Below are 22756 nucleotides of genomic sequence, written 5' to 3'. Positions count from 1 at the left end.
TTGTCAATACAAATTTTTTTGCTATTTGGTACTAAAAATATTCATAAAAGTTTCATGAAAAAAGACCTGACGGTTTCCCGCAGGTCTTCTGCTCCAAATATTCAGCTGCCGGCCTGGCCGCGGATTGCTGTGACTGCCTGCTGCAAAACAGTCAGCAAGCCCTCGAGCTCGTCCTTTGTCGTGAAGCGTCCCAGCGTGACACGCAGCGCAGAGGCTGCCTGCTCCGGCGTCTGCCCCATTGCCTTGAGCACATGGGAGGGCTCCAGGGAGCCTGCACTGCAGGCACTGCCCGCCGAAACGGCGAAGCCTGCCATATCGAGACGGATCAGCAGGGTATCCTGGGCGATGCCCTCGATGCCGAAATTCACATTGCCCGGCAGGCGGTATTCCTCATCGCCGTTGATCCAGCTGCCCGGAATCGTTTTGATCTCTGCCATGAACCAGTCGCGCAGCTCCGATAGGCGCTCCCACTCCGTCGTGAGCTCCTCCCGGGCAATCTCGGCCGCCTTGCCGAGACCCACGATGCCAGCGGTGTTTTCCGTACCAGCCCGCAGCTCGCGCTCCTGACTGCCGCCATGAACCAAGGGGTCGGGCCGAAAGCCGCGGCGCAAGTAGAGCGCGCCGATGCCCTTCGGGCCGTAGAGCTTATGCCCTGACAGGGAGAGCGCATCCACATGCAGCTCATCCACCGACAACGGAATGTGTCCGGCGGCCTGCACCGCATCGGTGTGGAAGAAAATCCCCTTTGCCTGCAGGAATGCGCCGATTTCGGCAATGGGCTCGATCGTACCGACTTCGTTGTTCGCCGTCATGATGCTGACGAGGATCGTATCGTCACGCACAGCATCTTTGACCTGCTGGGGCTGCACCCGGCCGGCTACATCAACGGGCAGATAGGTCACTGCAAAGCCCTGCTGCTCCAGCCATGCGCAGGCATTGAGCACGGCATGGTGCTCGACGCTGCTCGTGATGATATGACAGCCGCGCCCCGCGCGGCGCAGAGCAAAGGCCATGCCCTTGAGCGCCCAGTTGTCGCTCTCGCTGCCGCCGCTGGTGAAAAAGATTTCCTCCGGCTCCGCCTGGAGCAGTGCCGCCACCTGCGCACGCGCCTGAGCGACTGCGCGCTTGGCCGCACGCCCCTGGCCATACACGCTCGACGGATTGCCGAACTGCTCCATGAAATAGGGCAGCATAGCTGGCAGCACGCGCTCGTCCACTGGCGTCGTCGCCGCATAATCCAGATAGACCGGCTTCATCGGCCGCACCCCACGTGCTTGCGGCTGCCATCGTTATCCATCAGCGTCTGCAGCGTGATGCTGTCGAGCACCCCGCTGATGCTGTCGCAGACCTTTTCCCAAATGCCGCGGGTCACGCAGGCACAAGCCCGCTCACAGGGCTGGTCCTCTGCCCCCGCCTCAGCCAGCAGGCAGTCCACAACGGCAATCGGCCCTTCCACCGTCGTGATGATTGCGCCGATCGTGATTTCCCTCGGTTCGCGCCCGAGCATATAGCCGCCCTGTGCCCCGCGGATGCTCTTGACGAGCCCCGCCCGCCGCAGCGGCACCATGAGCTGCTCCAGATAATTCTCCGACAGCCCCTGGCTCTGCGCCACGCATTTCAGCGCTACCGGCCCCTCGCCATAGTGCAGGGCCAGTTCATAAAGAGCCGTCACACTGTAACGGCCTTTTGTTGACATCTTCATGTTCCACCTCGGAATTCTGAGTATCCTTGTCAGATTTCATGGATTCAATATAGCAGAAACGCCGCCATCTGTCAAAACCTATCAGTACCGCTTCGGCCAGCAGTGATGCAGGTACTGCCCGAGGCGCTTTTCGGTACCGTTCTCAGAGGGCTGGTAGTAATGTGCACCGGCCAGTTCCCTGGGCAGATACTCCTGCGGCGTGAAATGCTCTGGATAGTCGTGCGGATAGATGTACTCGGTGCCATGGCCGAGCTTGGACGCTCCCTTGTAGTGGGCATCCCGCAGATGCATCGGCACGGCCCCGCAATTCTTGCTGCGGACATCCTGCAGGGCCGCATCGATTCCCATATAGGCCGCATTGCTTTTGGGAGCTGCGGCGATATAGGTCACCGCCTGCCCGAGGATAATGCGCGCCTCCGGCATGCCGACAAACTGCACGGCCTGGGCAGCATTCATCGCTACGACCAGCGCCATGGGATCAGCGTTGCCCACATCCTCCGACGCGCAGATAACGATACGGCGCGCGATGAATTTGACATCCTCGCCAGCTGCGAGCATCCGCGCCAGATAGTGAAGGGCTGCATCGGGATCGCTTCCGCGCATGCTCTTGATGAAGGCCGACACCGTATCATAATGATTGTCCCCCTTCTTGTCATAGCGCTGCACCCGCTGGCCGAGGATCTCCTGCACCATCTCCAGCGTGACCGTGCCGCCATTCGGCGGCAGCATCGAAGCCGCGCCTTCGAGGATGTTGAGCGCCATGCGCGCATCGCCCCCTGCCAGCTGCGCGATGCCCAGCAGCACCTCATCTGCCACCGTAAGCTGCTGGCCGCCGAGCCCCCGCTCGGTGTCCGCGAGGGCCTGCCGCAGGATCTTGACGAGCTGGCCGTCGCTCAGCTGATAGAGCCGCACGATACGCACGCGCGACAATAGCGCATGATTGACCTCAAAAAACGGATTCTCCGTCGTCGCACCGATCAAAATCAAGCGGCCATCTTCGACATAGGGCAATAGCACATCCTGCTGGCTCTTGTTGAAGCGATGGATCTCGTCGATGAATACGATGGTCCGCTTCTGATAATATCTGCGCTGCTCATCCGCCTCCTTGACAATCGCGCGGATATCCTGGATGCCCGAGGATACCGCATTGAGCTTGCGGAACGCACTGCCCGTCATGCCCGCGATCATCTGCGCCAGCGTCGTCTTGCCTGTGCCCGGCGGCCCGTAGAAAATCATCGACGAGATCTGGTCCCGCTCGATCATCTGCCGCAGGAAGCGGCCAGCTCCCACAGCCTCTTGCTGGCCGATGAACTCCTCGAAATTGCGCGGCCGCATGCGCTGGGCCAGCGGTTCAAAGGGCCGCGCCGCCCCCAGCGTTGACTTGTCAGCCGTTGACTTGTCAACCGTTGACCGGTCATTTCCTGACCAGTCAGCTGCCGCAGGCATCGCAAATAAATCCATGCCTTCGTCTGCCATATCCCTCACGCCTTTCCTGTCGAACCAAAACCGCCCTGCCGCGCCGCACCGTCACCAGCCATGTCGCCATCTACGGTCAGGTACTTCTGGAAGATTCCCTGGGCGATGCGCTCCCCCGCTTCGATGACCACAGGCTGCGTGCCGCGGTTCCAGAGGGCGATGAAGATATGGCCCTCATTGTCTTCATTATTATAGTAATCCGCATCGACCACACCGACGCTGTTCATGAGCACCAGCTGTCGCTTGACAGCCAGGCTCGAGCGGATATGGATCATCAGCACCTCATCCGCCTGCATATACGCCTTGACACCTGTCGGCACCATGACCATGGCCTGCGGCGGAATCACGGCGCCCTCAGCCGCTGCCAGATCATAGCCCGCGCTTGCCGCCGTCTTGCGCTGCGGCAGTATCGCGCCGCGCTGCTGCCAGCCTGTAACCCATTCAAAGCCTCGTACCTTCATGTTTTTCTCCTGTCTGCTGCTACCATCAAAAAAAGGCCTTTCAGAGAAAGGCCCCGCTTCTTCTCATCTATTATTCTTCGTCGTCACGCTTATCCACACCGAAGATGCCGCTGATCGGCCGCGCCGGTGAAATCGTGGAAATCGCATGCTTATAAACCATCTGCTGTTTGCCAGCAACGTCAAGAACGACGGTGAAATTGTCAAATCCCTTGACATTGCCCTTGATTTGGAATCCATTGAGGAGATGGATCGTCACGGCGACATTCTCCTTGCGGACCTGATTCAGGAAGCTATCTTGCAGATTGATGTTTTTTGCTGGCATAAAAATCCCTCCATTACGGTACTACTTACTAATTCGACCCTTGCGAAAAAAATCCTGCCACATCAGCAAAAACCATCGGCAACAAGTTTTCTTCCGGTATCTCATCGGCACGATACCAGTGGATATAGGGCATTTTCCGATACCAGGTCAGCTGCCGCTTGGCGAAGTGGCGCGTCGACTTCTGGATGAGATCGACCGCCGCCTCATACGTTATCTCGCCAGCCAGCCAGGCCGCCGTCTCCTTGTAGCCAATGCCCTTCATGGCCTGTGACTCCCGCGGGATGCCCGCGTCCAAGAGCCCCTGCACCTCCGCGGCCAGCCCGTCCGCAAACATCAGCTCCACGCGCCGGTTGATGCGGTCATAGAGCTGCTGGCGGTCGCGGTTCAGGCCAATCACCAGCGCATCGTAGCAAAGTTCCCCATCCGCAGCCGCACGCGACTGCGAGATCGCCTCATCGCCGAAATGCGCCACCTCCAGTGCCCGCACGATGCGGCGGAAATCGTTAGGATGCAGGCGCGCCGCTGCTTCGGGATTGACCTTTGCCAGCATCCCATGCACGTATGCATGGCCCTTGGTGCGCCCGAGCTCCTCGAGCTCCGCGCGGTATTCCGCGTGGCCCGAGGTCTCATTGAACGCATAGCCCTCGAGCAGTGCCTTGACATAGAGTCCCGTGCCGCCAGCCAGGATGGGGATCTTCCCCGCGGCATTGATTCTGGTGATCAGCGCGCGGGCTGCAGCGACAAAATCCGTGACATTGAAAGCCGCATCGGGGGGCAGCACATCCACGAGATGATGCACGATGCCCTGCCGCTCGGCCAGCGTCGGCTTGGCCGAGCCGATGTCGAAGCCGCGATAGATGAGCATCGAATCCCCCGAGATGATTTCCGTATCGAGGTGCTTGGCCAGCTCGATCGACAGGGCCGTCTTGCCCACAGCCGTCGGGCCTAAAATGACGATTAACTTCTCCTTGCTCATCAAAGCTCCAGTTCTGCCCCCGGCTCGACCACATGGACCTCAGCCCGTGACATCGCCTCGGTGATCTCCCGATACTTCTTGACATCCTGATTGATGATGGGCCAGGTGTTGTAGTGCACAGGGATGACATGGCGCGCATTGAGCCACTGGGCCGCGAGAGCCGCATCCTCCAGCCCCATCGTATAGTTGTCGCCAACCGGCAGGATGGCATAGTCGATCTCATCCTTGCGGCCGATCAGCTGCATATCGCCGAACAAAGCCGTGTCACCCGCAAAGTAAATCTTGAGCCCGCTCATCGAGATGACATAGCCGCAGGCAATGCCGCCTGCCACGCCCGAACTGTGTTTCGCCATCGTCATGCGCACCCTGCCAAACGGGAGATTTATCGAACCGCCGAGGTTCATCGGATGCTGCTTGAGCCCCGGCACGCGCTGCTCGCAGATGGCGAGCACTTCCGGTATCCCCACCAGTTCTGCGCCCGTGCGGCCAGCGATCTCCGGCGCATCGCCTAGATGGTCGCTATGTGCATGCGAGATCAGGATGAAGTCGCAGTCGATATCCTCCGCCTTGACCGTCGCCTTCGGATTCCCCGTCAAAAACGGGTCGAACAGCACCTTGTGCTCGCCATTGTCCAGCATGAAGCAGGAATGGCCATAATATTTGAACATTACCATGGATATATACCTCCCTTGCAGTTGCTCCTTGTTTTTTTCCATGCTATGCTATAAGCATCGCTTATACTCATTATATCATATGATGCAAATAAACGTACGCTATCCTATATTCCGCGAATCGAGGTCTTTCTATGTCCCAGACATCCAGCCTGCAGCTATCCTTCCCCCAGATCACCGTGACATATCCCGCGCAGCCTGCGGCCTCTCCCTGGCTGCTCGTGACAGGCGGCCGACCGCCGCAGACCGAGTGGCTTGACCAGCTCCAGGGCTTTGCGCACTGCTGGGCCGCCGACCATGGCATCGACACCTGCCAGAAAAGCGCCCGGCTCCCCGACTGCCTGCTAGGCGACGGGGACAGCGCCAGCACGGCGGCCTGGCAATGGGCCGTCCGGCAGGGCGTCCCCATCCGGAAATTCCCGGTGGCCAAGGACCTCACCGACACGCAGCTGGCCCTGGCCATGATGCAGGTGGAAGGCGCACCGTTCATCGCCCTTACCGGCGCCTTCGGCGGCCGCTTCGACCATGCCTTCAGCACCATCTTCAGCGCGGCTGCTGCCCAGATTCCCTGCTGCCTGATTGACGAGAGCGAGGCGCTCTTCTACGTGACGACTGACATGTCAATCACCTTGACTTGTCAAACACGTCCGAAAGCGCTTTCGCTGCTGCCCTTCACAGGCACCTGCACAGGCGTCAGCATCGGCAACGTGCGCTGGCCGCTTGCGGGGGCCACACTGTCGCAGCGCCAGCCCAATGCCGTCAGCAACGAGCTTCTGACCGGTCAAAACGAATTGACAGTCAGCATAGCCTCGGGCATCCTCGGCGTCTACTGCTACTGGGGCAAATACTGAGACTGCCGCTGCCGCACGGCCTCGTAGAGCACCACGGCCGCGGACACGCCGACATTCAGGGATTCTGCCTGGCCATACATCGGGATATAGGTCTTGGCCGCGCGCTGCAGGATCGCTTCGGACACGCCATTGCCTTCATTGCCGAAGACGATGGCCGTCCCCCGCGTGAAGTCCTGGGCAAAATGCGGCTGCGCGCTCTCGTCGAGTGCCGTCGCATAGAGCATCAGGTTCTGGGCCGCCGCAAAGTCCATAAGCTCCTCCGCAGTCACATCCGTGCAGACCGGCAGATGGAAGAGACTGCCCATCGTCGAGCGCACGGTCTTATCGCCAAACACATCCACCGAGCCCTTGAGCAGGATGACGCCATCGGCCCCCACCGCATCGGCCGTGCGGATGATGGTGCCCGCATTGCCGGGGTCCTGCACCCCATCGAGAACCACATAGAGTGGCTGTTTTCCCGCCGCCGGCAGTTCCTGCAGGCGGCTTTTCTGCTGCCGCATGACGAGCAGTATCCCCTGCGGCGTGTCGGTAGCCGAAGCCTTGCGGTAGACCGCCGCCGTCGTCTCGCATAGCAGGCACCCCTGCGCCTTAAGCTTTGCCAGGAGCTCCTGTCCGCGCGCCTGCTCGCTGAGCTCTGCCGTATAGAGCCCAAAGACGATGTCCCAGCCAGCAGCAGCTGCCATCTCTCCCAGGCGGATGCCCTCCGCAATGAACAGGCCTTCCTTCTCCCGGTGCTTGCGGCTGTGCAGGCTTGCGGCCAGCTTGACTTTCTTGTTGGCCGGACTGTCGATCCGTTCCCGCATATGTTCCCTCCTATCTCCTAACGACAAAAAGGGTTGACAGAACCATTGGTTCCATCAACCCCACTTCTTCGTGTAAACCTATGAATTACAGGTTCTCTTTGGCAACGGCAACGAGCTGTGCGAAAGCTTTCTCGTCGGAGATAGCCAGGTCAGCCAGCATCTTGCGGTTGACCTCAACGCCAGCCTTCGTCAGGCCGCAAACGAGACGGCTGTAGGAAATGCCGTTGACGCGTGCAGCAGCGTTGATACGAGCGATCCAGAGACGGCGGAAGTTGCCCTTCTTCGCACGGCGGTCACGGCGTGCGTAGTAGAGAGCCTTCATTACAGTCTCGTTAGCTTTTTTGAACTGTTTGCTCTTCGTACCTTTGTAGCCCTTTGCGAGCTTCAGGATTTTCTTATGACGTCTATGTGCAGTCACGCCTACTTTTACTCTTGGCATGTTTTCATCCTCCTAAATATTGGCTAATCAATCTATCCGTTATCGAATTATGCGTACGGAAGCATTCTCTTGACGCGGCCATGATCAGCAGCCGTAATCAGAGCAGCTTTACGCAGGTTGCGTTTACGTTTCGGAGATTTCTTCTCCAGGATGTGGCTCTTGAAAGCCTTGTTACGTTTGAATTCACCACTACCCGTTACGGTAAAGCGTTTTGCAGCAGCTCTGCGAGTTTTAATCTTTGGCATTACTGTTTTCCTCCTTAGACTGAGTCTCTTTCGACTTCTTTGGTTTCGATGCCTTCTGCACCTTCGGTGCAACAATCATCGTCATATTTTTTCCTTCAAGTTTGGCATTGCGCTCAATCGAGACGCTGTCGCCCAGCTTTTCAGCTACGCGGCCCAATACCTCTTTGCCGAGCTCCGGATGAGAAAGCTCTCGTCCGCGGAACATGATAGTCACTTTGACTTTATTTCCTTCTTCGACAAAGCGAAGAGCATTCTTCAACTTGACGTCAAAATCGTGTTGTTCAATGTTCGGGCGAAGTTTGACTTCCTTGATGCTGATGACTTTCTGCTTCTTCTTAGCCTCTTTCTCCCGTTTCTGCTGTTCGTATCTATACTTACCAAAATCCATGATACGGCAGACCGGCGGTTTTGCCTTCGGAGCGACCTCGACGAGATCAAGATGCTGCTCCTCCGCCATGCGAAGCGCCTCACGCGTCGGCATGATGCCGAGCTGCTCACCAGTTGCGCTGGTCACGCGTACTTCGCGAATATGAATTTCTTCATTGATGCGTAACGAATCTCTGCTAATAGTAGAACACCTCCTGGTATTTCTTTTTATAAACAAGAAAGAGGCGGCACAAAGCCACCTCTAAAAAACTCATGCTATAAACCCATCTGACCTATGCCAGCAGGTGAGAAGCGGTGGCCTCTTCTTGTTCACGACTCTGTTAGTTTATCATACCTGCCATGAGCTGTCAAATCTTTTTTCCAAAAATTTCCCCGCTCATACGATCAGCAAACCGGAAGGGACATAAGCTGGACTTCCCCCAAAGAAATGTCCAGCTGCCAGAAATCCTCCCAGGGCCGCGCCTCAGCAAACAAGCGGATGACTTTCAGCACGCCGCCATGACTGACTACGAGCAGGTCTTTCTCCTCTCTTGCAGCAGCCTGCTGCCACTTTTGCCATGCCCCTATGACACGTTCCGCGAACATGCGGAAGCTTTCCCCCTGCGGATAGCAGAACGCCTGCCAATCGTCACAAAGGCTCTGCCATGCTGCCGGTTCTTCCCGCGCTATGTCTTGGTAGTGGCGCTTCTCCCAGCGGCCAAAGTCGATTTCCTGCCAATCCGGCTCAACGAGGACGGCCCCGTCAAGCCCGGCAGCTTCGCGGACTATTTCCGCCGTGTGCCGTGCCCGCTCCAAGGGACTGGTAAGGAGCAGCAGATCCCTGCCCGATCCTGCCGCCCGCAATTCCCGCAGGGTGGCGCCGGCCCTTTCTGCCTGCCGGCACCCTTTGGCGGTCAGCGGGCAATCGGTGCGCCCATAGTAGCCCCCCTGCACATTGCCCAAGGCCTCACCATGGCGAAGCAAATAGACCCGCAAGGGATCGGAATCAAAGCCAGCCATGATAAGCCCCCAGACAGCAAACCCCCAGAAAGAGTATCTCACTCAATTCATCGCCAGCTCCCAAAGTATCTCCCGTCATGCCGCCCAAGATGCCTGAGATATAGCGGGTGAAAAGCCGCTGCCAGACAGCCAGCAGCAGATAGGCCCACAGCAGCCAGTAATTCTCTGTCATGGCATATACCAGCAGAGCGCCAAGGCCTACCGATACCAGCACGCGCCCCCAGGTAACCTTGCCGATGAAAAGATTGCCCAAGCCTTCTTTGCGTGCATACTCCGACAGCATCAATAGCGGGTTGCAGGCCCGCGCCACCGTCGGCATCAGCAGGATAACCAGCGGGATCAGCTCCTCGGGCAGCAGCAACAGTCCATGATACCGTGCCAGAAACACCAATAGCAGGGCACAGGCCCCATTGGTTCCCAGGCGGCTGTCCTTCATGATTTCCAGCATGCGTTCCCGCTTACGGCTCGAATAAATGCCATCGCAGGTATCGGCCAAACCATCGAGATGGAACGCTCCCGTCAGGAACAGATTGGCCCCCATAGCAAAGAACACGCCTGCCTCCGGCCCCGCCATGACATTCCCGAGCATATAGGCCAAGGCATTCATACTGCCGATGATGACTCCCACCAGCGGCAGCCAAACAATTGCCCTGGACAGCATCCCCTCCTCAAAGGGGATCTGCCAGGGCAAAGGCAAACGTGTAAAGAATTGCAACAGTAAGACAAAAGAACGCAGACTACTCATTTTGCGGCACCACAACTTTCTGATATTAATCCATCCATTGTTTTCATGTTATAAACAGTATACAACATCGTCCGCAACATGGATAGCCCGAGGATCGCCCCGGTTCCTTCACCGAGCCGCAGGCCAGCCTGTATCGGCACCTCATCGGTACGGATTCCCGCCGCCTGCAGGGCGTAAAGCATCCCTGGTTCCTGCGACATATGGGATGGGATTGCCATCGCACTCACACCGGGATTGATGCGCACTGCACAAGCCAAAGCTACCGCCGTGATGAAGCCATCGAGCATAAAGGGAAGGTTCTGTTCCCGGCAGGCCACCATCGCACCGCACAGTGCCGCAAGGTCAAAGCCGCCCACGCAGCGGATCATCCCCTGAGGTGCCTTCATCAGCGGTGCATACTTCCGAACCGCTGTCTGGATGACCTCCCGCTTGCGCAGGACGACCTCTGGATGCCCGGGATTGGCCCCGTAGCCAGTGATTTCGAGCAGGCTCGCTCCGGTGAGCGCATGCAGGACCGCCGTTGAGGTCGTCGTATTGCCAATGCCCATCTCACCAAAGGACAAGAGATTGCAACCGGCCACCTGGGCCCGCCGCACCATTTCCGCGCCGGCATCATAAGCCTGCCAGAATTCCCGCTCCGTCATCGCCGGGCTTTCCAGAAAATTCCGGGTCCCATGAGCCACCTTGCGGTCAAGGCCGACGGCCTCCTCACTGTTTACCCCGACGTCCACCACCGCATAGGGGACGTTCTGGGCTTTGCAGAAACAGCTGATGGCCGCCTGCCCCGCCATCATGTTCTTGGCCTGCAGATACGTGATGGCCTGTTCCTGACGGACAACACCGGCTGCCACCACGCCATTATCGGCCGCAAAGATATAATGATAGGGTTTTATCGTGTCATAAAACTTTGGCCAGGCGCGGAACAATTTCTGCACCTGTTTTTCCAGAAGCCCGAGGCTTCCCGGCGGAATAGCCATTCTCGCCGTCATACGTGCTGCTGCATCCATCATATCTTCAGATCCACCCCACTTTTCTTTTCCCGCATAAGCACTTCCGTCAAGTGAACGACCTGAGCCCCTGCCTCCAACGGAGGAATGCCCTGCTCATAGATATTCGAAACCACCGTCCGTTGGGACTCCGGCTTTTTGCTGCTGGCTTCATAAGCCATATAAACGCTCATGCTTTCGCCCGTAGCCAGTCCCGGCCGCTCGCCAATCAACTGGATCGTGACCGTGGCCCCCAAGGCCTCACTGATCTTGTCCATGGTGGCCACACGGCTGTAACGCACGAAAATCGGCGTTCCCACCCGATAGCCTTTCTCTTGGAAACCATCCATCATGATGGCATAGATATCCTTGAGATTCGCATTTATCGCAAAACCGCTGAGCCCATCGGCTACCACGAGCTGCACATCGGGTTCATGGAGGCAGTCCCGCTTGATGGCTTCCATGGTCTCATCCGAAAATATCCGCCCCCGGTCGGGCCGCCGCACGTATTCTTCCTTGTTTTCCACCAAGGTCTGGACTTTGTAGAACCCCATCTCATCAATCAGCGTCTCATCGATATCCGTCCAGACGGCATCCTGGGCAATTGCATGGTCCGCCCGGAACTTCAGCAGCGTTTCCGTCTTGTAGCGGTCCCCGGCACGGCCAACGCCCAGACGGGCATTGGTGGTCTTCTTCAACCGCCTTACCATCGCCAGACTCTGAGGGTGGTCGATGAGAACCCGCTCTTTCACTTCTGGCAAGGATATATCGCTTACAAATCCCTCTGTCTCATTCATACCGCCATACCTCCCGAAAGGCTTTCATTCCCAGCAAAAAACAGGGACGGGTCTCCGGCCTTTGCCGTAAGGTTCCCCGCTTCATCCAAAATCTCCAGTTCCTGCATGCGCTGGGCAAATTCCGCGATGGGCTTTTTGCCCGTCAAGCGCCGCAGAGCTGCCACATCGTGATAGCTCGTCGTCTGATACATCAGCATCACATCGTCGCCGCCAGGGATGCCCATGATGTAGTTGCAGTCCGCCATCGCCAGCATCATGGCCAGATTTTCCAGATCATTCTGGTCAGCCCGCATGTGATTGGTATAGCAGACATCGCAGCCCATGGGAATGCCTGTGAGTTTGCCCATAAAATGGTCCTCAAGGCCTGCCCGTATCATCTGCCGGCCGTCATAGAGGTACTCGGGCCCGATGAAGCCAACCACTGTATTGACCAGGAACGGCTGGTAGCGCTTGGCAAAAGCATAGCAGCGGGCTTCCATCACCAACTGGTCAGCACCGTGGTGTCCATCCGAAGAAAGCTCCGAGCCCTGCCCCGTCTCGAAGTACATGAAGTTTGGCCCGCTGGAGTTTTTCCTCTCCCGCATGATGGCATAGGCCTCATCCATCAAGGATACGTTGATGCCAAAAGCCCGGCTGGCAATTTCTGAACCAGCCAGACTCTGGAACATCAGATCCATCGGTGCCAGCCCCTTTTCGAGCACCTTCATCTGGGTCGTGACATGAGCCAGCACGCAGTTCTGGGTGGGAATCTGCCATTTCTGCGTAAACGTATCGAATTCCCGCAGGATACTGGCAACACTGTCGATGGTATCGACAGCCGGATTAAGGCCGATTACCGCATCCCCAACACCATAACTGATGCCTTCCATTACCGAGGCCATGATTCCCGCCGGATTGTCCGTTGCATGATTGGGCTGCAAGCGCGAGGAAAGTGTCCCTGGTCGGCCAATCGTCGTATTGCAGGTAGCCTCCACCGGCAGCTTGCGGGCCGCATATACCAAATCCATATTGGACATAAGCTTGGTCACCCCTGCCACCATCTCAGCCGTAAGACCTGGCCGGATGGCGCAGAGTTTCTCCGGCGGCTCCCGCAGCAGGAATTCACGGAACTCGCCCACCGTATAGCCCTTTATCTGCTGGTAGACCGTGTCGGACACGGCGTCCTGGTCAGCCCGCGTAATGTCATCTTCTTCATAAGGAACCACTGGATTTTCCCGTAAATCCTTCAACGTCATATCGGCTAAAACGACTTTTGCCGCCACCCGTTCCACATTGCCGCTGGCGGCAATGCCAGCCAGCATGTCACCGGATTTTTCTTCATTCGCCTTGGCCAGCACTTCTTTGACATCGTTAAAAGAATACGTCTGGCCAAAAAGATTCGTCTTTAGTTTCATCGCGATTGCCTACTTTCAACTTTTAAAAATCAATGTCTTGACCACCACTGGCACTGTTCCGGCAACGGACCGACCCACATCGATATAATCGCCAGGCTGGGCATGGATGCGGTCAAGGCAGATGACCTGCCGCCCCCTGCCCCGATGCTTCAGCAACAGCCCCAACGCCTTGGCAAAATCCTGTTCCATGACAACGAGCAGAATTTGTTTCACCTCCGCCGTTGCCGCCAACAGCCCATCGGCAAGTTTTATTAACGCTTCATAGGAACCGCCCGCCGGCCCCGCCAGCGCAATGGCAACCTGCTGATGGGGCGGATAAACGGCCCGCTTCAAGCAGTACTCCTGCATCAACGCCTTCGGCCGCTCCGGATGCTCCAAGCGAATAACGGGAACATTCATAAGCGGCACCAGCCCGTCATCCATCATGACGGTACTGCCGCTCAGCCGCACGGCATAACTTCCCGCACCAATAACGGTGGCTCGGATGCGCTCCCGGGAATTAAGCAGCTGCACAGCCGTCTGCGCTGAAAATACCCGCCAAAAGGCGGCCCCCACCAGCGGGCCGATGTCACCATACCGCAGGATATCGTCCCAGCTCGCCACCGGTGTGTCCTTGATGTATTCTGCCACGCCCCCCGAAAACATCACCGCAGACAGACGCCCCGGCCGTTTGCCATGGCCGATATATAGTTTCTGTTCCACCTTGGTAAGCGGTTCATCAAGACAAACCCGCCGACAAATATCGGCAAAGGTCTCGGCAAGTTTTATAAGCTCCCCAAGGTCTGCTTTCCTCCCCACCTGCAGCGACAGCCCCAACGAAGCGATTAAGGGCTCAATGCGCGGGGAAAGATAGGTCACGCAGTGGTTCGGATTGAGCCGCACCAAACGCCCGCCAATGTCCAAAGCAAAGGCGTCCTGAAGTTCCCCGCCCAAAAAGACGGCCACATTGGTCGTGCCACCACCGATATCGAAATTGGCCACGGCGGCGGGATATTTTTCCGAGTAATCGGCCGCGCCGGCGCCATACCCTGCCAGCACCGATTCCAAATCCGGGCCGGCCGCCGCCACGACAAAATCGCCAGCGGCGGCGGACAACCGCTCCACCGCCAGTCTGGCATTTTGCTTACGCGAACTCTCGCCCGTGATGATAACAGCTCCCGTGGCAATATCCTCCCGCTTGACCTTGGCCCTTGCATACTCAGCCAGCAGCAGCCGGTCCAGGGCCTGGGCATCGATATTGCCATCGGCACCCAGCGGGGTGAAATATACCGGGCTTCTGTACAGGACTTCCTTCTGGGTGATTTTCACATCGGGCACCGCCGTGTAGGAGTTGTCCTCCAGCCGCAGCCGGCTGAAAATCACCTGCGAAGTGGTCGTCCCGATATCGATGCCTGCACTGAGAATTTCCTGCGCCATGGTCAAGCTTCCTCATCGAGATCATCGAGCACGCCAAACTCCTCGTCAAAGGGACGGATATGCTTGTTGCCATACAGGAAATAGTAGGCAATGGCCAGCGCATAAATCCCAACCACATACGGCAGGACTTCACTCGACGCCATGACAAGGCTCACAAGGCAGAACACCGCCATAAGGACGCTCACGATTGGAATCAAAAGGCTCGGGACCTTGAACGGACGATGAAGTGCCGGCTCCTTATGACGCAGGATAAAGAACGAAACCAGACTCGTCAGATACATGACGACGGAGCCATAGCAGGCAACCGTGATGACAAGATCCGTAAGCCCCGTAAGGGCCGTGAACAGGCAGACAATGCCCGGCAGGATAAGGGCCCAGACTGGCGTATGATGCTTCGCATCCAGACGAGCGAGGAACTTCGGCAGATACCCCGTGCGGGCCATCGCATAAGTCTGACGCGAATAGCCAACGATGATGCCATGCAGCGACGCCACCAGACCGAAAAGACCAATACCGCTCATAAGGAGTACCGGCAGGGAACCTTCTCCATAAGCCGCACTAAGTGCCAGCGGCAACGGGAAATCAACCGCAGCAATGGCATCCACATCGGCTACGCCAGCCGTCAAAAACAGCGTGAGAATCGCCATGACCAAAAGCGTTGCCATACCACTCAAAAAACCTTTCGGAATATCATGCTGCGGATCGACCATTTCCTCGGCACTCATCGCACCGCCTTCAATAGCCAAATAGAACCAGATGGCAAACGGTACAGCGGCCATCAAGCCATCAAAGCCATGCGGCAAAAGCGGCGTGGTGGCAACGCGGGCCATATCAAAATGCGGTGCCGCAAGCCCCCAATAAATCACGAGCCCCAGCAGGGCAATAACCGTCACGGCAAGCTCAAACGTCGCCGAAGTCTTCATGCCCAGATAATTCAAAAAGATAAAGAAGAAAAATGCGGCTACGGTTGCCACCATCGGGTCGATGGCTGGCAATAACGCGTGTACATAACCACCAACAGCTAGCGCAATAGCCGGCGGAGCAAAGACAAACTCGATAAGGCAGCTGATACCATTCAGATAACCGCCGAATTTTCCCATTGCCCGGCGTGCGTATGCCGACGGGCCGCCTGCATGCGGAATGGCTGTCGCGAGCTCCGAATACGAGAGAATAAACGTCACATAAAAAATCGTTACCGGAATCAGTGCCAGTGCGAGGCCCATGACACCACCAGCGGCAAAGCCATAGCTCCAGCCAAAATAATTGCCGGAAATGACAAGTCCTACTGCTAAAGCCCAAAGATGAATCGGCTTTAACACCCGCGTAAGATTTTCCTCACGCTTCCCTGCCATCTCCTGTGTTACCGTTATTGTGCTTCCATGTTCCATGCTCATACTTATTCCTCCTATCGCACAAAAGCCAGCCTGCTCTGCCGATGCCTTTGGACATCCGCAAAACAGACTGGCTCCTCTGCCTGAAGTATTCCATTCTTTTCATCAAACAAAAAGACGCCTGACCAGAGGCTGGGCCCAGCCTCCAATCAAGCGTCATTGCTATCTTGATGATGTAGTAAATATATCATACAACATAGCCGCTGTCAAGAACATAGTTTACATTTTACAGCAAATATTACCTAGCGTTCAAATCAATAAGAAGCTACTGCATCCAATGCTTTGACGCCATAGGATTTTTCCATATGGACAGCCTGACCACCCGTGAAGATCACGAGGCAGACATCCGACGGAGCGTTAGCCTTGACATAGTCGAGGTCGACCTGCATGAGCTTGTCGCCCTTCTTGACCTGCTGGCCCTGCTCGACGAAGACCTCAAAGCCCTGGCCACCGAGTTTGACGGTGTCAACGCCGAAGTGGATGAGGAACTCCGTGCCGTCAGCGGCTTTCATGCCGATGGCGTGCTTCGTATCGAAGACGAACATGACCTCGGCATCGCACGGAGCAACGACATTGCCATCAGCCGGAGCGATGAAGAAACCATCGCCCATCATCTTGCCAGCAAAAGCAGCATCCGGAGCCTCGGTGATGGCATGTGCCGTACCAGCAACCGGCGCATAGAACTCATGCTCACCATGAGCTGCTGCCGGAGCCTCAGCCGTAGTCTCAGCCTGCTCCTCTACTGCCGGAGCCTCAGCCTCCGGCTCAACATCCGGAGCCGTAGCCAGATACTCTTCGAGGTTCGATTTGATAACGGCAACTTTCGGTCCATAGATGACCTGGACACCCGTACCTTTGACGATAACGCCCGAAGCCCCCGTAGCCTTCAGGAGTTTCTGATCAACGAGCTCCGAATCTGCTACCGAGCAGCGCAGACGCGTTGCACAGCAGTCAACCGACGTGATATTACGCTTGCTACCCAGCGCGCGGGCAATAACCGGGCTGAGCTCATCGCCAGCACCAGCAGCGCCCTCTTTGCGGGCCTTGACATCAGCTTTCGTATAGAGCTTCGTCTCTTCATCATCATCCTCGCGGCCCGGCGTCTTGAAGTTGAACTTCTTGATGAGGAACGAGAACGCGAAATAATACAAGAAGAAATAAACGATACCAACCGGGATGATGAGCATCCAGCTCGTCTTATCATTGCCCTGCAGGATACCGAAGATAAAGAGGTCCAAAAGACCACCCGAGAACGTGAGGCCGACAGCGATATTGAGCATGTGCGCAATCATATAAGCGGCGCCAGCCAGGATAACCTGAACACCGAAGAGCATCGGTGCAACGAACAGGAACGAGAACTCAATCGGCTCCGTGATACCCGTGAGCATCGACGTAAGCGCTGCCGAAAGCAGCAGGCCGCCAGCGACCTTTTTCTTCTCCGGACGAGCGCAGCGGTACATAGCAAGTGCAGCACCCGGCAGACCGAAGATCATGAAGATGAACTCACCGGAGAAATAACGCGTAGCGTCAGCACTGAAGTGAGCGACATTCGGCGAAGCGAGCTGCGCAAAGAAGATATTCTGACCACCCTGTACGAGCTGGCCATCGATCATCATGCTGCCGCCAACGCCCGTCTGCCAGAACGGCAGATAGAAGACATGGTGCAAACCAAACGGAATCAGTGCACGTTTTACGATACCGAAAATCAGCGTACCGATGTAGCCCGTGCCCGTAACGACATTGCCCAGACCGAAGATGAGGTCCTGGACCACCGGCCAAACAAACGTCATCGCAATACCAACGAACAGGAAGACCACCGTCGAAATAATCGGAATGAAACGCGAGCCACCGAAGAAGGACAGCGCATCCGGAAGAACAATTTTATGATAGCGATTGTGCAGGATCGAAACGCCGATACCGACGATGATACCACCGAAAACGCCCATCTGCAGGGACATGATGCCGCAGCTCGATGCTATCGTACCCTCGAGCACGCCCGGAGCAATCGAGCCATCAGCCAGGATTTTCCCCGTCAGCTGGAGCATGGCATTACAGGAAACATGCATGACAAAGAAAGCAATCATCGCAGCCAGTGCCGCAACTTCTTTCTCGGCCTTTGCCATACCAATGGCTACACCAACGGCAAAGATGATTGGCAAGTTGCCAAAAATCGTACCGCCGGCAGCGCTCATAACCGTCAGCAGGGAATGGAGCACGGTTCCATCCCCAAAGATGGCTTCCAGTCCATAGGTCTTGATGGTCGTCGGATTCGTAAACGACGCACCAAGGCCTAACAAGAGACCTGCAATCGGCAGAACTGCAACTGGCAGCATGAAACTGCGGCCAACGCGCTGCAGCACGCTGAAAATTTCGTCTTTCATTAGACACATCCTCTCTCGTCCAATAAAAAAAGCATTTACCTGCTATTTAACCCGAGTACCATAGCAGATAAATGCTTATTACCGGACACACCATAAAATATTTACCGCAGTTATTATAGCATAGCCGACCAAAATACTTCAAGACTCACGTCAAAAAAAATGTCTTTCGAAGCAAAAAATGGAACATTGTTACAAAATCGTTGGTTTTTTAGTATTTTTTTACATTTCAGCCAACCGTTTGCGTAACATATACCAGATTTCGAAAGCCAGCCGTTTTCCTCTTTTGACAAAAAAACAAAAAACAGCGCAGCTCCGAGGGGCTCCTCGGAACTGCACTGTTTTCGTTTTTAAGGATTATAATCTAAACTTCTCCATCTCGGCCTGCAAATCGCCAGCCAGCTGTGCCAGACTGCGGGCTGCATCGGAAATCTCGTGCATGGAAGCACTCTGCTCCTCGCCTGCCGCCGATACAGACTGGGCTTCATCGGAATTCTTGCCGCTGGTCGCCGCAATATTGTTGCTGGCCTGCAGCATCGTTTCGTTCTCTTCTGCCATCTGCTCAATGCCCTTGGCGATGGTCTGGATCTTATCCGTCAGCTGATCGATAACCGCAACGATTTCCTGGAACGCGCCATCGGCAGACTGTACGGTGCTGATGCCTTCCTGCACGCTCTGCGCCCCACTGGCACTGGCCTCAACCGCCGACTTCATATCCTGCATATTGGCCTGTACGAGCTGTGCAATCTGCTGCGAAGACTGATTGGAACTTTCCGCCAGTTTGCGGACCTCATCCGCCACTACGGCAAACCCGCGTCCGGCTTCGCCAGCCCGGGCTGCCTCGATAGCAGCATTGAGTGCCAGAAGATTCGTCTGCTCAGCAATACCGGTAATCATCTGCACGATGTCGGCAATCTGCTGGGAACTCTTGTCGAGTTTTTCGATGGACTGCTGAATGCTGTCCGTGCTGGCAGTGATATTATTCATCTGCCTTACTGCCTCCTGAATGGACTGGCGGCCATCGGTAATCTTCGCCTTGGCAGCTACTGCATTATCCAGTACCATCTTGGTATCACCGACCAGCTCCTTGGCATGTGCCGTGACATCTTCCGCCGTAGCCTGGATATTGCCAGCCTCTATCGCCTGCTCGCTGGCGCCTTCGGCGATATTGACGACGCTGTCTGCGACCATATGCGAAGCCTGTGCCGACTGGTCAGCGCTTGCCGTAAGCTGTTCGCTGGCCGCAGCCACCTGCTGGGACATATCGGTTACATGGCGGATGACCTTGCGCAGGTTCTCAATCATATGGTTGAGCGAGCCGCCCAGAGCGCCCATTTCGTCATTGGCTGCGACATTGACATGACCAGTCAGGTTGCCATCGGCAATCTGCCCGGCCTCCTCCATCAAATGTCCGATGGGGTTGCCTACCCGACGGTTGAAAATACCGATGAGCACGACGCAGAGTATCAGCATGACGATAAGGGCCATGACGATGCTCGTGTATTTCGCCTGCGTAATCGGGCCCGTATAATCAGATTTCGGTGCGACAAGAACCAGATTCATATTGTCGATAGCAAGCGGCACCATCATCAGATAGCTGTCCTCGCCCAACGCATCGCTTTCTACCAGCGTCAGTTCCTGGATACCAGCAGCCTGCTTGCCCAGCGCTGCCACCGACGGATTGGACTCTTCACTCATCTTGACCTTCATGTTCTTGTCGTTATCCTTATGGCCAAGATAGTAACCGTCCTTGCTGAGCAGGAAAGCATAGCCATGTTCGCCTACTTTGATGCTCTGTACATAGTTTTCCAGCTCATCGATACCTACATCCATCGTGATGACGCCGGCGGCTTTTCCATTCTTGGTAAAACCGCAGCTGCTGGTCAGCATATTCGTCCCGGAGGTATCATCATGATAGGGTCCATCCCAGAAAACCTTGCCAGGATTAGCCAGAGCCTCTTTGTACCAAGGATAAGAAAAATAATTATAGCTGGCCGTGCTGTACTCCATCGTCAGCTCGATCTGGCTGCCCTTGCGCATCTGGTAAGGACCGTAGAATTCCATTCCCTCCTGATAAGCGTTCGGCTCAAACCAATAGCCACTGCCGAGTACCAGCTTATCCGATTCGATAAAGCTCTTGGCGGTCGCGAGCAAAACCGTATTGTCATAGCTTGCCATATTGCTTACCGCACGGGAAAGGCCTTCGCCCTTCTGCTCGATCTGCAGCAAGCGCTGATCGAGCTTGGCAGCAATCCCCTGCCCCTGCTGTTCCAGCGTAGCTTTGACTTGCGCTTCCATACCTTTTTGGAATTGCGATACATTTATGAATGTCTGTATCGCCAGCAAAACACCTGTAATAACGACAATACATGTTATAAACAGTGTCTTGATACTGCCTTCTGGTTTCCTCATAATCTCCTCGTCCTCCCTTGTTCCATTGAACAATCACATCCTTTCCCTTACTGTATTCTACGGAGGACTTGATTTTCCTGCATAAATTTACTTTTACCGCCGAATATCACCCATCCCGCAGCGGCCGGACTTATTCATCACTCGAGAACAAGCGTCGGGCGATAGTCGTAGTCAAACATCAGATAACTATAATCCGCATAATTGATGCAGCTGATTACGACCTGATATTTGCCAGCCTGTGGCAGATCCGTCAAAGGAATAACGTCACTAGCGCTCGTAGCTGCGCCCGGTGCCAGGACACGGTTCAGTTCCACAGCCTGAACCGTATCTCCCGTTACAGGGCTTTTCATAAACTCACCATTCGGGCCAACAGCTCTTACCAGCAGATCGAGGCTCTTCACCTGCTTGCCAGTATCATTTTGGTACAAGAAGCACAATTGCGGACGGCCAGATGCATCAAAAGAAATCTGTGCATCGGCTATCGTCAGCAATTGCTGACCGGTTTCTTTTAGACTTACTTTTAAATTTTTCTCCTTAATAGCTAACGTCCCTGCCGCTGCCGCCGGCTGCTGGGTCTGCTGGGGCTGTGCCTGTGACGGCTGGGTTTTATCCTGCTTCGTGTTGCTCCCGCCCGGTGCTGCCGGCTCGCTTACCTCCGTAGACGGCTTATCCTTTGCATCTGAGCCCGAGACGGCAAAGAAAACGCCCCCAACTGCCACTACCGCCGCCAACGTCAAGCCTACAATCTTCAGCGTCGAAGCTCGCTGCGGCTGTTGCTGTGGATAGCAGCCCCCCTGCCTGTTCATCTGCGAAGCCATATGCCCCATCGGCGGCTCCGGCGGCTGGATAACCGTCTGCGGTTTCGCGGGCCCTGCGGATTCCTGTGTCAACCGTGCACCACAAATTTTGCAGAATGTCGCATTATCCGGCAGCTGTGTGTTACAATTTTTACAAAACATAATCGTATCCTCCATCCATTTTTCATAAGAATTTTTCCGCTAGACACCATAGCACGTAAAAAATATAATTTCATTAAAATTTGCACGATTTAATGGATATCTAATCGAAGATTAACGCTTAGCAAATAATCCCTGCGTAGTATGTATAAGAAACAATTGTATAAACTATCTATATTTGATAGCTTAGCAAATTATTATTTAAAGTGAGGAATTTTTATGTTTTGCATGAAATGTGGTAATCCATTGGAAAATGATTCAAAGTTCTGTTCAAGCTGCGGCACGCCTGTAAACAGTCCAGGACCAGCAGCAAATCCAAATACGACTGACCAAAAGGCACCAGAATTTTCCACTGCTGCAACTCCCCCTATGAACATGAACTACGCCGCCAGTGGCGCAGCGTCCGGTCCGGCAAACATGATTTTCCCCCCTGCGCCTGAGGATTTAGCGCTTCTGCAAAAAGGCTGGAACCTCTGCCGGCTGGCCTTGTTTCTCCCCTTCCTCTACGGCATCGTGCAGAATTCCCTGCATCTGCCACCTATGCCGCCCTACATCTCGCTCTTCTCTTCCTCCCTGCTTTGCATTGATAAAAACTACTTGGAACGCGCAGGATTTCCGCTATCCAAATGGTATTATCTTGCAATATTCCTCTGCCCGCCAATTTATTTATATCGTCGGGAAAAATTGACCGGTCATCGTCATTTCTTCTCATATTTCTTTGGCGCCGCCTATCTTTTCGGAGTCCTGGTATTCCTCCTCATCATTATCCTGGGCCGCTTCCATTGAATCTTTGACCGCAAGCGTTTAGCGGCAAAAGGGAACTCCAAGTGCGACGCGAAAAAAACTGCAAATAAAAAAGAGGGTGTGACAAAATGCAAAAGCATTTTGTCCACCTTCTTTTTTCATGCCTATTTTTACTTTTTAGAGAATAACCGCTGAAAAATGGGCA

General features: G+C 55.5%; 23 protein-coding genes. 2 read left to right on the top strand and 21 right to left on the bottom strand.

Annotation, left to right across the window (positions count from 1 at the left end; genetic code table 11):
- Positions 1–101: 101 nt before the first annotated feature.
- The 7 genes from BM181_RS13320 to BM181_RS13290 all read right to left on the bottom strand — a co-directional run bounded on the left by BM181_RS13320 (position 102) and on the right by BM181_RS13290 (position 5611).
- Positions 102–1256 (bottom strand): cysteine desulfurase family protein, encoded by a 1155-nt coding sequence (locus tag BM181_RS13320; protein ID WP_075445616.1) that lies wholly within the window; start codon positions 1254–1256, stop codon positions 102–104.
- Positions 1253–1702 carry an RrF2 family transcriptional regulator gene (locus tag BM181_RS13315; protein ID WP_075445615.1) on the bottom strand — a complete coding sequence of 150 codons (450 nt, stop codon included), beginning with the start codon at positions 1700–1702 and terminating at the stop codon, positions 1253–1255. Before BM181_RS13315 ends, BM181_RS13320 begins: the two co-directional genes overlap by 4 nt.
- Positions 1703–1783: 81 nt before the next feature.
- Entirely contained in the window at positions 1784–3037 is a 1254-nt protein-coding gene (locus tag BM181_RS13310) for a replication-associated recombination protein A (protein WP_256211390.1), read from the bottom strand.
- 146 nt (positions 3038–3183) lie between these two features.
- Positions 3184–3639 carry a dUTP diphosphatase gene (gene dut / locus BM181_RS13305; RefSeq protein WP_075445614.1) on the bottom strand — a complete coding sequence of 152 codons (456 nt, stop codon included), beginning with the start codon at positions 3637–3639 and terminating at the stop codon, positions 3184–3186.
- A 70-nt stretch (positions 3640–3709) separates the two neighbouring features.
- Complete coding sequence (gene hfq, locus BM181_RS13300) at positions 3710–3961, bottom strand: RNA chaperone Hfq (protein ID WP_075445613.1); 252 nt, start codon at positions 3959–3961, stop codon at positions 3710–3712.
- 28 nt (positions 3962–3989) lie between these two features.
- Entirely contained in the window at positions 3990–4937 is a 948-nt protein-coding gene (miaA, locus tag BM181_RS13295; protein WP_075445612.1) for a tRNA (adenosine(37)-N6)-dimethylallyltransferase MiaA, read from the bottom strand.
- A complete protein-coding gene (locus tag BM181_RS13290) occupies positions 4937–5611 on the bottom strand; it encodes a metal-dependent hydrolase (RefSeq protein ID WP_075445611.1) in 675 nt (224 codons plus the stop codon). Before BM181_RS13290 ends, miaA begins: the two co-directional genes overlap by 1 nt.
- A gap of 131 nt (positions 5612–5742) precedes the next feature.
- Here BM181_RS13290 and BM181_RS13285 point away from each other — a divergent pair, with 131 nt between their 5' ends.
- Positions 5743–6459: a thiamine diphosphokinase gene (locus BM181_RS13285; protein ID WP_075445610.1), complete on the top strand. Its 717-nt coding sequence runs from the start codon at positions 5743–5745 to the stop codon at positions 6457–6459.
- Here BM181_RS13285 and BM181_RS13280 read toward each other — a convergent pair.
- The 14 genes from BM181_RS13280 to BM181_RS13215 all read right to left on the bottom strand — a co-directional run bounded on the left by BM181_RS13280 (position 6441) and on the right by BM181_RS13215 (position 21810).
- Positions 6441–7262 carry a TrmH family RNA methyltransferase gene (locus tag BM181_RS13280; protein WP_075445609.1) on the bottom strand — a complete coding sequence of 274 codons (822 nt, stop codon included), beginning with the start codon at positions 7260–7262 and terminating at the stop codon, positions 6441–6443. The genes BM181_RS13285 and BM181_RS13280 overlap by 19 nt on opposite strands.
- Before the next feature lie 85 nt (positions 7263–7347).
- Entirely contained in the window at positions 7348–7701 is a 354-nt protein-coding gene (gene rplT / locus BM181_RS13275) for a 50S ribosomal protein L20 (protein ID WP_075431006.1), read from the bottom strand.
- Between the two features lie 47 nt (positions 7702–7748).
- A complete protein-coding gene (gene rpmI / locus BM181_RS13270; protein WP_075445608.1) occupies positions 7749–7946 on the bottom strand; it encodes a 50S ribosomal protein L35 in 198 nt (65 codons plus the stop codon).
- Complete coding sequence (infC, locus tag BM181_RS13265) at positions 7933–8514, bottom strand: translation initiation factor IF-3 (RefSeq protein ID WP_082336330.1); 582 nt, start codon at positions 8512–8514, stop codon at positions 7933–7935. Before infC ends, rpmI begins: the two co-directional genes overlap by 14 nt.
- Before the next feature lie 203 nt (positions 8515–8717).
- On the bottom strand, positions 8718–9332 hold the full coding sequence (locus BM181_RS13260) for a histidine phosphatase family protein (protein ID WP_075445607.1): 615 nt from the start codon (positions 9330–9332) through the stop codon (positions 8718–8720).
- Entirely contained in the window at positions 9319–10077 is a 759-nt protein-coding gene (gene cobS, locus BM181_RS13255) for an adenosylcobinamide-GDP ribazoletransferase (RefSeq protein ID WP_082336328.1), read from the bottom strand. Before cobS ends, BM181_RS13260 begins: the two co-directional genes overlap by 14 nt.
- Positions 10074–11087 carry a nicotinate-nucleotide--dimethylbenzimidazole phosphoribosyltransferase gene (locus tag BM181_RS13250; protein WP_082336327.1) on the bottom strand — a complete coding sequence of 338 codons (1014 nt, stop codon included), beginning with the start codon at positions 11085–11087 and terminating at the stop codon, positions 10074–10076. Before BM181_RS13250 ends, cobS begins: the two co-directional genes overlap by 4 nt.
- Positions 11084–11860: an ethanolamine ammonia-lyase subunit EutC gene (gene eutC / locus BM181_RS13245; protein WP_075445606.1), complete on the bottom strand. Its 777-nt coding sequence runs from the start codon at positions 11858–11860 to the stop codon at positions 11084–11086. The genes BM181_RS13250 and eutC overlap by 4 nt, the downstream gene beginning before the upstream one ends.
- Positions 11857–13254, bottom strand: coding sequence for an ethanolamine ammonia-lyase subunit EutB (locus BM181_RS13240; RefSeq protein ID WP_075445605.1), 1398 nt, complete (start codon positions 13252–13254; stop codon positions 11857–11859). The genes eutC and BM181_RS13240 overlap by 4 nt, the downstream gene beginning before the upstream one ends.
- Before the next feature lie 15 nt (positions 13255–13269).
- The gene (locus BM181_RS13235) at positions 13270–14670 is read right to left on the bottom strand and encodes an ethanolamine ammonia-lyase reactivating factor EutA (protein WP_075445604.1); all 1401 of its coding nucleotides are present in this window, start codon (positions 14668–14670) and stop codon (positions 13270–13272) included.
- Positions 14671–14672: 2 nt separating this feature from the next.
- On the bottom strand, positions 14673–16064 hold the full coding sequence (eat, locus tag BM181_RS13230; RefSeq protein ID WP_218150125.1) for an ethanolamine permease: 1392 nt from the start codon (positions 16062–16064) through the stop codon (positions 14673–14675).
- Positions 16065–16315: 251 nt separating this feature from the next.
- Entirely contained in the window at positions 16316–18442 is a 2127-nt protein-coding gene (locus tag BM181_RS13225; protein WP_075445603.1) for a PTS sugar transporter subunit IIABC, read from the bottom strand.
- 354 nt (positions 18443–18796) lie between these two features.
- The gene (locus BM181_RS13220) at positions 18797–20851 is read right to left on the bottom strand and encodes a methyl-accepting chemotaxis protein (RefSeq protein ID WP_075445602.1); all 2055 of its coding nucleotides are present in this window, start codon (positions 20849–20851) and stop codon (positions 18797–18799) included.
- A 137-nt stretch (positions 20852–20988) separates the two neighbouring features.
- On the bottom strand, positions 20989–21810 hold the full coding sequence (locus BM181_RS13215; protein ID WP_177207217.1) for a zinc ribbon domain-containing protein: 822 nt from the start codon (positions 21808–21810) through the stop codon (positions 20989–20991).
- A gap of 216 nt (positions 21811–22026) precedes the next feature.
- Here BM181_RS13215 and BM181_RS13210 point away from each other — a divergent pair, with 216 nt between their 5' ends.
- The gene (locus BM181_RS13210) at positions 22027–22593 is read left to right on the top strand and encodes a zinc-ribbon domain-containing protein (protein ID WP_075445600.1); all 567 of its coding nucleotides are present in this window, start codon (positions 22027–22029) and stop codon (positions 22591–22593) included.
- Positions 22594–22756 lie beyond the last annotated feature (163 nt).

It is taken from the genome of Pseudoselenomonas ruminantium (assembly GCF_900113715.1).
Classification (GTDB): domain Bacteria; phylum Bacillota; class Negativicutes; order Selenomonadales; family Selenomonadaceae; genus Selenomonas_A; species Selenomonas_A caprae.
This window is presented reverse-complemented; position numbering and strand designations above follow the sequence as displayed.